Genomic DNA, 14,137 nt, shown 5'->3' with positions numbered 1-14,137 from the left:
TCACTCGGTCTTGGAATCCAAAGACGTTCGTGACGGCCGGGCGGTTGCGGGGCACCGCAGGTGAACTGCGTGTGCCCCTCCCGCCCGGACGCTCTACCAGCCGGCGAACTGCTCGTCGGTGCTGACGATCTCCTTGCCGAAGGGCATCAGCGACACCGGGATCAGCTTGAAGTTCGCGATGCCCAGGGGGATGCCGATGATCGTGATGCACAGGGCGATGCCGGTGGTGATGTGCCCCAGCGCCAGCCACCAGCCGGCGAGGATCAGCCAGAGGACGTTGCCCACGCAGGAGGGGGCGCCCGCGTCCCGGCGGTCGACGACGCGGTGCCCGAAGGGCCACAGGGCGTAGACGCCGATCCGGAAGGCCGCGAGGCCGAACGGGATGCCGATGATCGTGATGCACAGCAGGAGGCCCGCGGCGAGGTAGCCGAGGAACATCCAGAAGCCGCACAGGACCAGCCAAATGACGTTGAGAATGGTTTTCACGGACGATGACCTGCCATCTGCTCGAGTCGGGCAATGCGCTCCGCCATCGGCGGATGTGTCGAGAACATCTTGGACATGCCCTGCCCGGGGCGGAAGGGATTGGCGATCATCATGTGGCTCGCCGTCTCGATCCTGGGTTCGGGCGGCAGGGGCAGCTGTTTCGTGCCGGCGTCCAGCTTGCGCAGGGCGCTCGCCAGAGCCAGCGGGTCCCCGGTCAGCTGGGCGCCCGAGGCGTCCGCCTGGTACTCACGGGAGCGGCTGACGGCCAGTTGGATCACGGAGGCGGCGAGCGGGCCGAGGATCATGATCAGCAGCATCCCGACGATGCCGGGGCCCTCGTCGTCGTTGGAGCGGCCGACCGGGATCAGCCAGGCGAAGTTGACCAGGAACATGACGACGGAGGCGAGGGCGCCGGCGACGGACGAGATCAGGATGTCGCGGTTGTAGACATGGCTGAGCTCGTGGCCGAGGACGCCGCGCAACTCCTGCTCGTCCAGGATCTGGAGGATGCCGTCGGTGCAGCAGACCGCGGCGTTGCGCGGGTTGCGGCCGGTCGCGAAGGCGTTCGGGGCCTGTGTCGGGGAGATGTAGAGCCGGGGCATGGGCTGGCGGGCGGCGGTGGAGAGCTCGCGGACCATGCGGTAGAGCTGGGGCGCCTCGAATTCACTCACCGGGCGGGCGCGCATGGCCCGCAGCGCCAGCTTGTCGCTGTTCCAGTACGCGTAGGCGTTGGTGCCGACGGCTACCAGGAGCGCGACGATCAGGCCGGTACGTCCGAAGAAGCTGCCGATGAGGATGATGAGTGCGGACAGGCCCCCGAGGAGTACGGCGGTTCTCAGCCCGTTGTGCCGGCGGTGCACGGTACGCCCTCCAAGTGGTGCAAGCAGGGGAACCCTTTGCTTGGTGGTGCTCCACTCCCCAGTGGAGCCTCCCGTACTGGTCAACGCCAGGCGAGGAGAGCTAGTTCCCTTGTGCTCACGCCCGCGGGACCGGGCCGCTCCGGCTGATCGCGGCGGAGCGGCCCGTAGGCCGTACGGGTGGAGGGGCGGGTGGATCAGCGCTGGACGGGGACCTTCGCGAGCGCCACGGCCTCGGGGTCGGGCTCGACCTCGCTGGTGCAGTGGGCGCACCGGGAGGCGATGGCCGGGATCTCCGTGTAGCAGCGGGGGCAGTCGCGCAGGGCTGCCTTGATGTCGATCTCTTCCTGGTTCTTCCTGGCGGTGAAGCGGTCCTGGACCTTGGACATGGGCATGACGACGCAGAAGTAGAGGACCGCGGCGGTGATGAGGAAGGCGATGGCGGCGCTGATGAAGATTCCGTACGGGAAGGTCACACCGTCGAACGTGAACTCGGCCTTGCTGAAGTCGCCGGTGCCTCGGGTGATGAGACCGATCAACGGCACGATGAAACCGTTGCTGAACCCGGTGACGACTGCGGTGAACGCGGCTCCGACGGCGAGGCCGACCGCCATGGAGATCACGTTTCCGCGCAGGATGAAGTCCTTGAAGCCGCTCAGCACTGCTCTTGCTCCTCTGTGATGTCGACGCTCTCTGCGTCGTGTGCGGGCATGACCCTGCCCTGTGCGGGCTGCCGGGGGCAAGCCGATCTTGGGGCCGTCGGAACGGTTCGAAGCCGTCAGAACAGGCTGACGGCGGCGAACCTGAGGACGGTCTGCGGGGCTCCGGAGAGGGCGATCCCGGCGACGGCGGTGAGGACGATCGCGACGGTCAGCGGGACCGGCGTCCGGTGCCCGGTGGTGGTCTGCGGCTGCTCCGTACCGTCCTCGGCGGGACTCCGGAACAGGGCGGCGGTCCACTGCAGGTAGTAGTAGAGCGCGATCACGACGTTGACGGCCATGACGACGGCGAGCCAGCCGAGTCCGGCGTCGACGGCCGAGGAGAAGACGGTGACCTTGGCGAAGAGGCCGATGATGCCCGGCGGCAGTCCGGCCAGGCAGAGCAGGAAGAAGCCCATAGCGAGGGCGGCCAGGGGCCGGGACGCGTACAGGCCGCGGTAGTCGGCGATGCGGTTGCCCGGGTGGGTACGGGCGACCAGGGCGGCCACCGCGAAGGCGCCGAGGTTCACGACGGCGTACATCAGGGCGTACGCGACAGTGGAACCGATCTGCCGGTCGCCGGCGTACGCGGCTGCGGCGATCGGCACCAGCAGGTAGCCGGCCTGGGCGACGGACGACCAGGCGAGGAGGCGTACGGCACTGCGGGCGCGGGTGGCGCTCTGGCGCAGTGCGGCGACGTTTCCGACGGTCATGGTGAGCGCGGCGAGGACGGCGAGTGCGGGGCCCCAGACGTCCGAGTACGACGGGAACGCGACCACCGTGACGAGGATGAGGCCGGAGAAGCCGACTGCCTTGCCGACGACCGAGAGGTAGGCGGCGATCGGCAGGGGGGCGCCGACGTAGGTGTCGGGCACCCAGAAGTGGAAGGGCGCCGCTGCCGTCTTGAAGGCGAAGCCGACGAGAGTGAGGGCGACGCCCGCCTCGGCCAGGGTGGAGAGCTGTCCGGGCACGTCGTCGAGACGGCCGGCGATCTCCGTGAGGTGGAGGGTACCGGTCGCCGCGTACACGAAGCTGACGCCGAGGAGCATCACGGCGGTCGCGACGACGGAGGACAGGAAGAACTTCAGCGCGGCCTCGGAGGAGCGCCGGTCGCCGCGCTTGATGCCGACGAGGGCGAACGCGGGCAGTGAGGCGACTTCGAGGGCCACGACGAGGGTGGCCAGGTCGCGGGCGGCGGGCAGCAGGGCCGCGCCCGCGGCGGAGGACAGCAGCAGGAACCAGAACTCGCCGGCGGGGAGCTTGCGGGTGTCGCCGATCGAGAGCAGCGCGGTGAGCAGGGCGCCGCCGAGCACGAGGGCCTGGATGACCAGGGTGAAGTGGTCGGCGGTGTAGCTGCAGGCGCGGGTGCCACCGGTGAGGCAGAAGGTGGAGCGGTCGCCGTCGAGCAGCGGGACGAGGAGGGCGAGGGCGGCGACGAGCCCGGCGACGGCCCCGTAGCCGAGGAGCGGTTTGCGTTCCTGGGGTACGAAGAGGTCGGCGACGAGGACGACGAGTGCGACGGCCGCGACGGTGACCGGGGGCGCGATGGCGAGCCAGTCGACGGACTGGACGAGGCCCGTGGTGCTCTCGGCCGCTGACTGGACGAGGCCGGTGGTGCTCTCGGCCGCTGACTGGACGAGGCCGGTGGTGCTCTCGGCCGCTGACTGGACGAGGCCGGTGGTGCTCTCGGCCGCTGTGGTCACGACTTGCCTCCTGCGAGGAGCTTCTGCACGGCCGGGTCGGTGAGGCCGAGGAGGACGGCGGGCCACAGGCCGGCCAGGACGGTGAGGGCGGCGAGGGGGGTCCAGGCGGCGAACTCGTGGTGCTGGATGTCGGGGATCCGGTGCGGTTCGTCGCGCTTGGCGCCCATGCAGACGCGGCGCACCAGGATGAGCATGTACGCGGCGGTGAGCAGGGTGCCGAACGCGGCGATGGCCATGAAGGTCAGGAACGCGGGGCGGCTCAGGCCGTCGGCGGGGTCGAAGGCGCCGAACAGCGCGAGCATCTCGCCCCAGAACCCGGCGAGGCCGGGCAGGCCGAGGGAGGCGATCGCGGTGAACGCGAGCAGGCCGCCGAGGCGGGGCGCGCTGCCGTAGAGCGCGGCGCCGGTGGCGCCGGAGAGGGTGTCGAGGTCGGCGGTGCCGTAGCGGTCCTTGACGGCGCCGACCAGGAAGAACAGCAGGCCGGTGATGAGCCCGTGGGCGATGTTGGCGAAGAGCGCGCCGTTGACGCCGGTGGGCGTCATGCTGGCGATGCCGAGGAGCACGAAGCCCATGTGGCCGACGGAGGAGTACGCGATCAGGCGTTTCAGGTCGCCCTTGGCGCCGGGCCTGGCGAGGGCCAGGCAGGCGAGCGATCCGTAGATGATGCCGGCGACGGCGAAGGCCGCGAGGTAGGGCGCGAACGTGTGCATGCCGTCGGGGGCGACGGGGAGCAGGATCCGGACGAATCCGTACGTGCCCATCTTCAGCAGGACGCCGGCGAGCAGGACCGAGCCGACGGTGGGGGCGGCCGTGTGGGCGTCCGGGAGCCAGCTGTGCAGCGGCCACATCGGGGTCTTCACCGCGAGCCCGATGCCGATCGCGAGAACGGCGACGACCTGCACGGACGAGGTGAGGCCGCGGCCGTTGTCAGTGGCGAGTGCCACCATGTCGAAGGTGCCGCTCTTCAGTCCGATGAGGAGCAGCCCGAGCAGCATGACGACCGAGCCGAGCAGTGTGTAGAGGATGAATTTCCAGGCCGCCGCCTGCTTCTGCGCACCGCCCCAGCGGGCGATGAGGAAGTACATCGGGATGAGCACCATCTCGAACGCCAGGAAGAACAGCAGCAGATCGAGGACGGCGAAGGTCGCGAGGGTGCCGGACTCCAGGACGAGGACGAGGGCGACGAAGGCCTTCGGGGAGGGGCCTTCGGGCATCTTGAAGTAGCTGTGGAGCGCGCAGAGGAAGGTCAGCAGCGCGGTCAGTACGAGAAGGGGGAGCGAGATGCCGTCGGTGCCGAGATGGATGCGGACGTCGAGCGCCGGGATCCAGCTGATGTCGGTGGTGGCCTGCATCTTCGACGGGTGGTCGTGGTCGAAGCCGAGGGCGAGCACGATCGCGGCGACGAGGATCACGCCGGTCACGGTCACGCCGTGGCGGAGCACGGCCTGGTCGGGGTTGCGGCCCTTCATTCCGGGCGGGGCAGGGAGCAGCGCTGCCACGGCGCCGAGCAGCGGGGCGGCGACGATGAACGCGAGAAGGAACTGCATCACGGATTCGCTCATATCGATCACAGCTCACGACCCGGCGTTGACGTTGGCGAAGACGACGGCGGCGACCGCCAGGACCAGGGAACCGGCGAGCAGCGCGCTGAGGTAGGTCTGCGCGTTGCCGGTCTGGGCGCGGCGGACGGCGGTGCCGAGCCAGCGTGCGCCGGTGGCGGAGCCGCGTACGTAGGTGTCGACGACCTCGCGGTCCAGGAAGCGGACGAGGCTCGCCGCCGCCTGGACGGGGCGGACGAACAGCGCCGCGTACAGGGCGTCCAGGTGGAAGCCGGTGGCCGCGTGGCGGTGGAGGGGGCCGAGCAGCAGCCGGCCGGGGTCGGCCGGGTCGGGGGCGTCACCGGCGTCTCCGTAGGCGGCGGTGTGGCTCTCCAGGGCCTCGGCCTCGATGAGGGCGGGTTCCGCGTCGGGGTGGGCGGTGACGGATCCCATGGGGATCCGGGCCGCCATGGCCGCGGTGTGGCGCCAGGCTCCGTAGGTGACGAGGCCGCCGACGAGGCCCACGCCGGTGGAGAGGACGGCGGTGGTCAGGGACGGGGTGAGGCTGTGGCCGTCGAACCAGTCGCCGATCACGCCGACGGTGAGTCCGAAAGCGATGGTGGGGACAGCCAGTACCCAGAGGACCGAGGTCATGGCGACGGGCTGCCTGCCGTGGTCGGGGGCCTCGGCGCCGCGGCCTCGGAAGGCGAGGAGCCAGAGGCGGGTGGCGTACGCGGCGGTGAGGACGGCGGCCAGCAGTCCGGCGATCAGGACGGTCCAGCCGGCGGCGGCCGGGGCGACGTGCCGGTCGCCGAGGGCGGTGTGCTCGGCGGCGACGAGGACGGCTTCCTTGGAGAAGAAGCCGGCGAACGGCGGGATGGCGGCCAGCGCGAGGAGCGCGACGGTCATCGTCCAGTACGCGTCCGGGATGCGCTTGGCCAGGCCGCCCATGCGGGACATCGCGGCCAGTGAGTTGGTGCCGGCGGCGTGGATGACGACGCCCGCGGCAAGGAAGAGGACGGCCTTGAACGCACCGTGCGAGAGCAGGTGGAAGACGGCGGCGCCGCGGTCGCCGACGGCCAGGGCGCCGGACATGTAGCCGAGCTGGCCGATCGTGGAGTAGGCGAGGACGCGCTTGATGTCGTCCTGGGCGAGGGCGGCCAGACCGGAGCCGATCATCGTGACGGCGGCCATGACGGCGAGGACGACGAGCGCCGCGCCCGAGGACGCGAAGACGGGGAGGAGCCGGGCCACGAAGTAGATACCGGCGGCGACCATCGTCGCCGCGTGGATCAGCGCGGAGACGGGGGTGGGGCCGGCCATCGCGTCGGGCAGCCAGGTGTGCAGCGGGAACTGCGCGGACTTCCCCGCGACACCGGCCAGGAGCAGCAGGGCGATCACGGTGGGGTGGTCGAGACCGCCGTGGGCGACGGAGCCCAGGATGCCGGTGATGCGGAAGGTGCCCGTGTCGGCGGCGAGGGCGAACAGACCGATGAGGAAGGGGACGTCGCCGAGCTTGGTGACCAGGAACGCCTTGAGGGAGGCGGCGCGCGCCTCGGGCGTCTCCCAGTAGTGGCCGACCAGGAAGTACGAGCAGATGCCCATGATCTCCCAGCCGACCAGCAGCACCATCAGGTCGCCGGAGTAGACGACGAGCAGCATCGCGGAGGTGAAGAGGGAGACGAGAGCGGCGTACGAGGGGTAGCGGGGGTCGTCACGCAGATACGCGGTCGAGTAGATCTGCACGCAGCTCGCGACCAGGGCGACCAGGACCGCGACCAGGACCGCGAAGCCGTCCAGGTGCAGGGCGAGGTCGACCGGGACCGAGCCGGTGGGGGTGAGCTGGGTGGCGGCGTCGATGGCCCGGCCGCCGCCCTGGCGTGCCGCGACGACGGCGGCGATGACGAGGGAGGCCAGGGACGGCAGGACCGCGAGCGGGCGGACGAATCCGGGGGCGTTGCGTCCGAGCAGGAGTCCGGCCGCGGCTCCCAGGAACGGCAGGAGGGGGACGAGGACGGCGAGGGTCGTGGTGGTCACGGGGTGGCCTCTGCCTTCTTTGCCTTCCCTGCCGGAGCAGTGGCCTGGTCTTCGGTGCCGGTCCCGGCGTCGGTGCCGGCGCGGTCGGTGCCTTCGTCGTCCTCGTCGTCTCCGTCGGGGACCGTCTCGGCCTCGTCGGTCTCGGCGGTGTCGCGGAGGCGGTCGACGTCGGAGCTGCCGCGGTTGCGGTACACGGCGAGGACGATGGCCAGTCCGATACCGATCTCCGCCGCAGCGATGGCGATGGTGAACAGGGTGAGGGCCTGGCCGGAGTGCAGGGCGTCGCGGAGCCAGACGTCGAAGGCGACGAGGTTGAGGTTGACGGCGTTGAGCATCAGCTCGACGGACATCAGGACCAGGATCGCGTTGCGGCGCGCGAGCACTCCGTAGAGCCCGGTGCAGAAGAGGAGGACGGCGAGCACTGCGGGATAGGCGAGGTGCATCAGCTCTTGTCCTCTCGGCCCTTGCCGGCCAGTCGGCCCTTGCGGGACAGGACGATCGCGCCGACGAGGGCTGCGAGCAGGAGAACGGAGAGCGCTTCGAAGGGCAGCACCCAGTGCCGGAAGAGGAAGGCGCCGGTGGCCTCGGTGGAACCCTGTGCCGGTCCGTCCAGCTTGATCCAGGTGGTGCGGAAGGCGTCCACGACAACCCAGACGAGCGTGCCCGCCGCGGCGACGGCCACCGCGAGGGCGGCCCAGCGGTTCTCCGAGTCGGCGTCCGGGGAGCGGCCGATGGGGGCCCTGGTGAGCATCAGGCCGAAGAGCAGGAGGACGACGACGGAACCGACGTAGATCAGTACCTGTACCCAGGCGATGAACTCGGCCGTGAGCAGGAGGTATTCGACGGCGAGGCCGCCGAGCGCCACGATCAGCCAGAGGGCGGCGTGCACCAGCTGCCGGGTCGTGACGGTGACGAGGGCCGCGCCGAGGGTGGCGATGCCGACGAGGACGAAGGCGATCTCGATGCCGGTCGGGGAGAGGAAGCCGGAGTGGCTTTCGGTGATGGTGACGACGGGGCCGGAGGCGGCGCCGAGTGCGGTGCCGGTGGCGGCGATCACGCCTGGCCCTCCTGGTCCGTCGGAGCGGGCGGTTCGGACGCGGGCGGTTCCGCGGCGGGCGGTTCGGACGCGGGCGGTTCCGCGGCGGGCGGTTCGGACGCGGGCGGTTCCGCGGCGGGCGGTTCGGGCGCGGGCGGTTCCGCGGCGGGCGGTTCGGGCGCGGGCGGTTCCGCGGCGGGCGGTTCGGGCGCGGCCGCCGCTTCCTGCTCGCGCTGGGTCCGCAGCTTCTCCGCGCTCTTGCGGGCCGCGGCGATCTCCTTCGGTTCCTCGGCTCCCGGGTCGAGCGCGGGTGGTTCGGGCACCGTCCACATCCACTCGCGGAGCTTGTCGCGCTCATGGGTGAGTTCGAGGATGTCCGTCTCCGCGTACTCGAACTCCGGCGACCAGAACAGCGCGTCGAAGGGGCAGACCTCGATGCAGATCCCGCAGTACATGCAGAGCGAGAAGTCGATGGCGAAGCGGTCCAGCACATTGCGGCTGCGCTCGCGGCCGCCCGGGGCCGCAGCGGGCACCGTCTCCTTGTGGGAGTCGATGTAGATGCACCAGTCGGGGCACTCACGGGCGCAGAGCATGCAGACCGTGCAGTTCTCCTCGAACAGCGCGATGACACCGCGCGAGCGGGGCGGCAGTTCGGGCTGCACGTCCGGGTACTGGGCGGTGACGGTCTTCTTCGTCATCGTCCGCAGGGTGACGGCGAGGCCCTTGGCCAGGCCGGCTCCGGGGATCGGGGCCACTAGTTGATCGCCACCTTCACGATGCCGGTGAGCGCGATCTGCGCGAGAGCGAGCGGGATGAGTGTGGTCCAGGCGAGCTTCTGCAGCTGGTCCTCACGGAGCCGGGGGTAGCTCACGCGCAGCCAGATGACGACGAAGGCGAGGATGCCGGTCTTCAGGAGCGTCCAGACCCAGCCGAGTCCGTCGGCGCCCATCGGACCGTGCCAGCCGCCGAGGAACAGGACGGTGGTCAGTCCGCACAGCACGACGATGCCCGCGTACTCGGCGAGCAGGAACAGCGCGAAGCGGAGGCCGGTGTACTCGGTGTACGCGCCGAAGATGATCTCCGAGTCCGCGACCGGCATGTCGAACGGCGGGCGCTGGAGTTCGGCGAGTCCGGCCACGAAGAAGACCAGGGCGCCGATGATCTGCCACGGCAGCCACCACCACTCGAAGGCGTCGAGGATGCCGGGGAGCGAGACCGTGCCGGCTGCCATCGCCACGGAGGCGGCGGCGAGCAGCATCGGCAGCTCGTACGCGAGCAGTTGTGCGGCGCTGCGGAGGCCGCCGAGCAGGGAGAACTTATTGGCCGACGCCCAGCCGGCCATGAGCGAGCCGAGCACACCGATGCCCATCACGGCGAGCACGAAGAAGATGCCCGCGTCGACGACCTGGCCGACCGCGCCCTCGCCGGGGCCGATCGGGATGGCGACGAGCACGAGGAGGTACGGGAGCAGCGCGACGGCGGGCGCGAGCTGGAAGACACGGCGGTCGGCCTCGGCCGGGACGATGTCTTCCTTCTGTGCGAACTTCACGCCGTCCGCGACGAGCTGGGCCCAGCCGTGGAAGCCGCCGGCGTACATGGGGCCCAGGCGGCCCTGCATGTGGGCCATGACCTTGTGTTCGGCCTGACCCACGATGAGGGGGACGACCATGAACACCGCGAAGACGATGACGAGGCGGAGGGCGACGTCCAGTACGTCGTTCACTCGGTATCGCCTCCGGCGGGGGCGTCGGGGTCGGGGGCAGGGGTGTCCGGGCTTTCCCGGGTTTCCCGGGTTTCCGGTGCTTCCCGGGTTTCCGGTGCTTCCCGGGTTTCCGGTGCTTCCGGTGCTTCCGGTGCTTCCGAAGTGCGGGGGGTCTCGGGGGTGGCGCTGCGCTGGGCCTCTCCCCCACCCGCCCCTTCCCGAACCGGGGGCTCCGCCCCCGTACCCCCGCTCCTCAAACGCCGGAGGGGCTGGGGTGTCGACCGGAGGGGCTGGGATTTCGATGAGTCGTCGAACGCCGGGCGGGCGTTGTGCCAGGGTGCGTCGTCCGTGGTCGGAGCGGCGTCCGAGGACGCGCTCTTCCCTGCTGGATCCTTCCCTGCCGCGTCCTTCTCCGCCGCGTCCTTCCCCGCCGCATCCTCCACCGACCCTTGGCTCGCCGATCCCTGGGACGCGGTGCGGGTGCGTCGCGGAGGCCGCGTCCCGGGCGCCGGTTCCGTACCCGCGGCGCCCTCGCCACCTGCACCGGAAGCAGCATCCGCACCCGCGCTCGCCGTCTCTCCCGCCGCCGGCCGGCCCGTCGAGCCGTCGCTCGCGCTGCGGGTGCGGCGGGCCGGGCGGTCGCCCGCAGGCCTCGCGCCGCGCGCCGGGCGGGCGGGGGCCGGGGGAAGCTGGCCCTTCAGCGGGCCCCATTCGTTCGGGTCGGGGACGCCGGGCGGGAGCATCGTGCGGCGCTTCGGGCCGCCGTGTTCCGACTCGCCCGGTTCCTTGGCGCCCGGCCAGGCCTTGGCCACCCGGGCCGCCAGGACGAAGTCCTTGCGCAGGGGGTGGCCCTCGAAGCCCTCGGGCAGCAGCAGCGGGACCAGGTGCGGATGGCCGTCGAAGCCGATGCCGAACATCTCGTGCGTCTCGCGCTCGTGCCAGGCCGCGCCCGCGTAGACGTCGATCGCGCTGGGCAGCACGGCCGCCTCGTGCGCGACGGTCGTACGGACCATGAGCCGGCGGACGCTTCCGCCCGGGGCCGGCAGTGCGACGAGATGGGCGCAGACGCGGAAGCCCGTGCCCGGTTCGTCCACGGCGCTCAGCCAGTCGAAATAGGTGCAGCCGAGGCCGTCGCGCGCTGTCTCCAGGGCGCTGATCCAGGAGGCGGGCGGCACATCGACGGTCAGCAGGTCGTACGCCCGCTCCGCCGTGGCGTCCTCGCCGAAGATCTCGGTGACGGCGTCCGGAAGCCGGTCGTAGGTATCGGTGCTCTCGGCGGCGGTCACTTCCCCTCCCCCGAGGCACCCGCGTCACCGGAGCCACCCGAGGCGCCAGGGGCACTGGAGGCACCCGAACCACCCGACGCGTCCGACGCGTCCGACGCCGGAGCCGGCGGCGCCGGAACCAGGCCGCTGCGCAGCGCGGACGTGGACGGGCGGGCGGCGCCGCCCGTCGCATAGCGCTCGCCCAGCGATTCGCGCGCGATCTTCTCCTGGAGCTTGAGGATGCCCTGGAGCAGCGCCTCCGGCCGTGGCGGGCAGCCGGGGACGTAGACGTCGACCGGGATGATCTGGTCGACGCCCTTCGTCACGGAGTACGAATCCCAGTACGGGCCGCCGCAGTTGGAGCAGGCGCCGAAGGAGATGACGTACTTGGGCTCGGGCATCTGCTCGTAGAGCCGCTTCACCGCCGGGGCCATCTTGTCCGTCACCGTGCCGGAGACGATCATGAGGTCGGCCTGCCGGGGACCCGGGGCGAACGGGATCACGCCGAGCCGGATGAAGTCGTGGCGCGCCATGGACGCGGCGATGAACTCGATGGCACAGCAGGCGAGTCCGAAGTTGAACACCCAGAGGCTGTAGCGACGGCCCCAGTTGAGGACCACCTTCATCGGCTCGGGTGCGAGCCGGGACAGCACACCCAGCCGCTTCGGCTCGGGGAGGAATGTGGGGACGGGCTCGGGCGCGGAGGCCTCGGCGGCTCCCGCCTCCGCTCCCGGCCGACCGGAGGACGACGGGCTCGTCACGTCCATTCGAGGACGCCCTTCTTCCATGCGTAGAGCAGTCCCACGGCCAGGAAACCGAGGAAGATGAACATTTCCACCAGCGTCGTCGCGCCGTATCCCGGCGCGGCGAAGACGGTCGCCCACGGGAACAGGAAGATCGAGTCGACGGCGAAGATCACGTACAGGAAGGCGTACACGTAGTAGCGGACCTGGGTGTGGGCCCAGCCCTCCCCCACGGGGTCCACGCCGCATTCGTACGTGAGGAGTTTCTCCGGCGTCGGGACCACGGGGCGCAGCAGTCGGCCGGCCCCGAAAGCGACGGCGACGAACAGCACCCCGACCACGGCAAGGAGTCCGACGACCGAGTAGCTGTGGAAGTAGTCCGACGCGAGAACGGCCGGTCCCGACGGGTGCGTCACGTCCGACAGGTGCGTCACGTCCGACAGGTGCGTCACGTCCGACAGGCCGGACAGGTCCGTCACATCCGACAGGTCTGCCACGTCCGTCACGTCCGCCCCTCGCTCCCTCAAACCTGTTCGACGATCTGTACGCACGGGAGTCTAGGCCCTGTAAAGGGACGGTAAGCAGCCGCGTCGGACAACTGGTGGGGTTATCCCTACTTCATCGCCACCCATGAGCCCCATGGCGTCCGGGTGCCTCACCGGGCAGGCTGGGCATATGACCATGAGCCCCCAGGTACCCGACAACGACCGGCCGCCGCCCGTCCGCTCCGCCCTCGACGCGTGGACGTGGAAGGAGATCGCGCATCTCCTGTCCAATCTCCCGACGGCGATCCTCGGGTTCGTCTACACGGTCCTGATGGTCAGCGTCGGTGTGGGGCTCGCGGTCACGGTGATCGGCCTGCCTCTGCTGGCCGCCGGACTGCAGGGTGCGCGACTGCTCGGCCGGTCCGAGCGGGGCCGGGCGCGGGGACTGCTCGGTCTGCGGATCGACGAGCCGAGCGCGATGGCTCCGGTCCGCCGGGAGGAGGGCTTCTTCGCCTGGCTCTGGTCGACCCTGAAGGATCCGGTGGGCTGGCGCGCGGTGCTGTACTCCTTCATCCGGCTGCCGTGGGGGGTGCTCACCTTCACGTTGACGTTCGTGAGCCTCTTCGTGCTGTGGCCGGTGCTCCCCTATACGGCGCGGCTCATGTCCAACGCCGACCGGGGCATGGTGCGCGGGCTGCTGTCGCCCTCCGACGAGCTGGAACGCCGGATCGTGGAGCTGGAGTCGGACCGGGGCGTGGTCGTCGACACGGCCGCCGCCGACCTCCGTCGCATCGAGCGCGATCTGCACGACGGCGCGCAGGCCCGCCTCGTCGCCCTGGCCATGGGACTCGGGCTGGCCAAGGAGAAGCTGACCGCCGATCCGGAGGCCGCGGCCAAGATGGTCGACGAGGCGCACGGCGAGGTCAAGGTCGCCCTCCAGGAACTGCGCGACCTGGCCCGCGGCATCCACCCGGCCGTCCTCACCGACCGTGGACTCGACGCCGCACTCTCCGCCATCGCCTCCCGCTGCACCGTCCCCGTCACCGTGGGGGTGGATCTGCCGGGACGGCCGGCGCAGGCCATCGAGGGCATCGCCTACTTCACCGTGTCCGAGCTCCTGCAGAACGTCAGCAAGCACAGCGGGGCGCGTTCGGCGTCCGTCGATGTGTGGCGGACGGCGGACCGGCTGCTGATCCAGGTCACCGACGACGGTCAGGGCGGGGCCTCCATGGACGGCGGTACGGGGATGTCGGGGCTGGCGGAGCGGCTGGGCGCGGTCGACGGTCTGTTCGTGCTCGACTCCCCGCCCGGCGGCCCGACGACAGTCACCGCCGAGCTGCCCTGGCGCGACCGGGAGGACGAGAAGGGCGCCGCCGGGCCCCGTACGGACCGGGCCGGCGCGTCCGAGCGGCGCTGAGGGTGGGGAAAACCCCCGGCCGAAGACGGATACCGCCCTCATGGTGGGCGGGCCCACGGAGCAGCACCCTTGACGTAGGCACAGCGGCACGCGGAAGTACGCACGGCGGCACAGGCTGCCGCACAGAAGCGTCGGACAGACACGTCGGACAGAAGCAGAGAAACGGACGG

14 protein-coding genes are annotated in these 14,137 nt (G+C 70.9%); 1 reads left to right on the top strand and 13 read right to left on the bottom strand.

Annotation, left to right across the window (positions count from 1 at the left end):
* Nucleotides 1–93: 93 nt before the first annotated feature.
* The 13 genes from ACFVW8_RS01220 to ACFVW8_RS01160 all read right to left on the bottom strand — a co-directional run bounded on the left by ACFVW8_RS01220 (nt 94) and on the right by ACFVW8_RS01160 (nt 12,490).
* Entirely contained in the window at nt 94–486 is a 393-nt protein-coding gene (locus ACFVW8_RS01220) for a YccF domain-containing protein (protein ID WP_389685491.1), read from the bottom strand.
* Nucleotides 483–1,346: a zinc metalloprotease HtpX gene (gene htpX / locus ACFVW8_RS01215; RefSeq protein ID WP_389685490.1), complete on the bottom strand. Its 864-nt coding sequence runs from the start codon at nt 1,344–1,346 to the stop codon at nt 483–485. Before htpX ends, ACFVW8_RS01220 begins: the two co-directional genes overlap by 4 nt.
* 194 nt (nt 1,347–1,540) lie before the next feature.
* Nucleotides 1,541–2,005, bottom strand: a complete 465-nt coding sequence (gene mscL, locus ACFVW8_RS01210) for a large conductance mechanosensitive channel protein MscL (RefSeq protein ID WP_389685489.1) — start codon at nt 2,003–2,005, stop codon at nt 1,541–1,543.
* A 116-nt stretch (nt 2,006–2,121) separates the two neighbouring features.
* Complete coding sequence (locus ACFVW8_RS01205) at nt 2,122–3,588, bottom strand: NADH-quinone oxidoreductase subunit N (RefSeq protein ID WP_389685546.1); 1,467 nt, start codon at nt 3,586–3,588, stop codon at nt 2,122–2,124.
* 152 nt (nt 3,589–3,740) lie between these two features.
* Nucleotides 3,741–5,291 carry a NuoM family protein gene (locus tag ACFVW8_RS01200; protein ID WP_389685545.1) on the bottom strand — a complete coding sequence of 517 codons (1,551 nt, stop codon included), beginning with the start codon at nt 5,289–5,291 and terminating at the stop codon, nt 3,741–3,743.
* A 27-nt stretch (nt 5,292–5,318) separates the two neighbouring features.
* Nucleotides 5,319–7,319 (bottom strand): NADH-quinone oxidoreductase subunit L, encoded by a 2,001-nt coding sequence (locus ACFVW8_RS01195; RefSeq protein ID WP_389685488.1) that lies wholly within the window; start codon nt 7,317–7,319, stop codon nt 5,319–5,321.
* Complete coding sequence (nuoK, locus tag ACFVW8_RS01190; protein ID WP_389685487.1) at nt 7,316–7,762, bottom strand: NADH-quinone oxidoreductase subunit NuoK; 447 nt, start codon at nt 7,760–7,762, stop codon at nt 7,316–7,318. Before nuoK ends, ACFVW8_RS01195 begins: the two co-directional genes overlap by 4 nt.
* On the bottom strand, nt 7,762–8,322 hold the full coding sequence (locus ACFVW8_RS01185) for an NADH-quinone oxidoreductase subunit J (protein ID WP_389685544.1): 561 nt from the start codon (nt 8,320–8,322) through the stop codon (nt 7,762–7,764). The genes nuoK and ACFVW8_RS01185 overlap by 1 nt, the downstream gene beginning before the upstream one ends.
* A gap of 50 nt (nt 8,323–8,372) precedes the next feature.
* The gene (locus ACFVW8_RS01180) at nt 8,373–9,110 is read right to left on the bottom strand and encodes a NuoI/complex I 23 kDa subunit family protein (RefSeq protein ID WP_389685486.1); all 738 of its coding nucleotides are present in this window, start codon (nt 9,108–9,110) and stop codon (nt 8,373–8,375) included.
* Nucleotides 9,110–10,078 carry an NADH-quinone oxidoreductase subunit H gene (locus ACFVW8_RS01175; protein ID WP_389685485.1) on the bottom strand — a complete coding sequence of 323 codons (969 nt, stop codon included), beginning with the start codon at nt 10,076–10,078 and terminating at the stop codon, nt 9,110–9,112. The genes ACFVW8_RS01180 and ACFVW8_RS01175 overlap by 1 nt, the downstream gene beginning before the upstream one ends.
* Nucleotides 10,075–11,343, bottom strand: coding sequence for an NADH-quinone oxidoreductase subunit C (locus ACFVW8_RS01170; protein WP_389685484.1), 1,269 nt, complete (start codon nt 11,341–11,343; stop codon nt 10,075–10,077). Before ACFVW8_RS01170 ends, ACFVW8_RS01175 begins: the two co-directional genes overlap by 4 nt.
* Nucleotides 11,340–12,089 (bottom strand): NADH-quinone oxidoreductase subunit B, encoded by a 750-nt coding sequence (locus ACFVW8_RS01165; protein ID WP_389685483.1) that lies wholly within the window; start codon nt 12,087–12,089, stop codon nt 11,340–11,342. The genes ACFVW8_RS01170 and ACFVW8_RS01165 overlap by 4 nt, the downstream gene beginning before the upstream one ends.
* Nucleotides 12,080–12,490, bottom strand: a complete 411-nt coding sequence (locus ACFVW8_RS01160) for an NADH-quinone oxidoreductase subunit A (protein WP_389685543.1) — start codon at nt 12,488–12,490, stop codon at nt 12,080–12,082. The genes ACFVW8_RS01165 and ACFVW8_RS01160 overlap by 10 nt, the downstream gene beginning before the upstream one ends.
* 250 nt (nt 12,491–12,740) lie before the next feature.
* Here ACFVW8_RS01160 and ACFVW8_RS01155 point away from each other — a divergent pair, with 250 nt between their 5' ends.
* Complete coding sequence (locus ACFVW8_RS01155) at nt 12,741–13,967, top strand: sensor histidine kinase (protein WP_389685482.1); 1,227 nt, start codon at nt 12,741–12,743, stop codon at nt 13,965–13,967.
* Nucleotides 13,968–14,137: the final 170 nt, after the last annotated feature.

Origin of the sequence: Streptomyces sp. NPDC058221, assembly GCF_042882365.1 — a bacterium.
Lineage (GTDB): Bacteria > Actinomycetota > Actinomycetes > Streptomycetales > Streptomycetaceae > Streptomyces.
The sequence above is the reverse complement of the archived record's forward strand: the minus strand, read 5'-3'. Positions and strand labels throughout refer to the sequence as shown.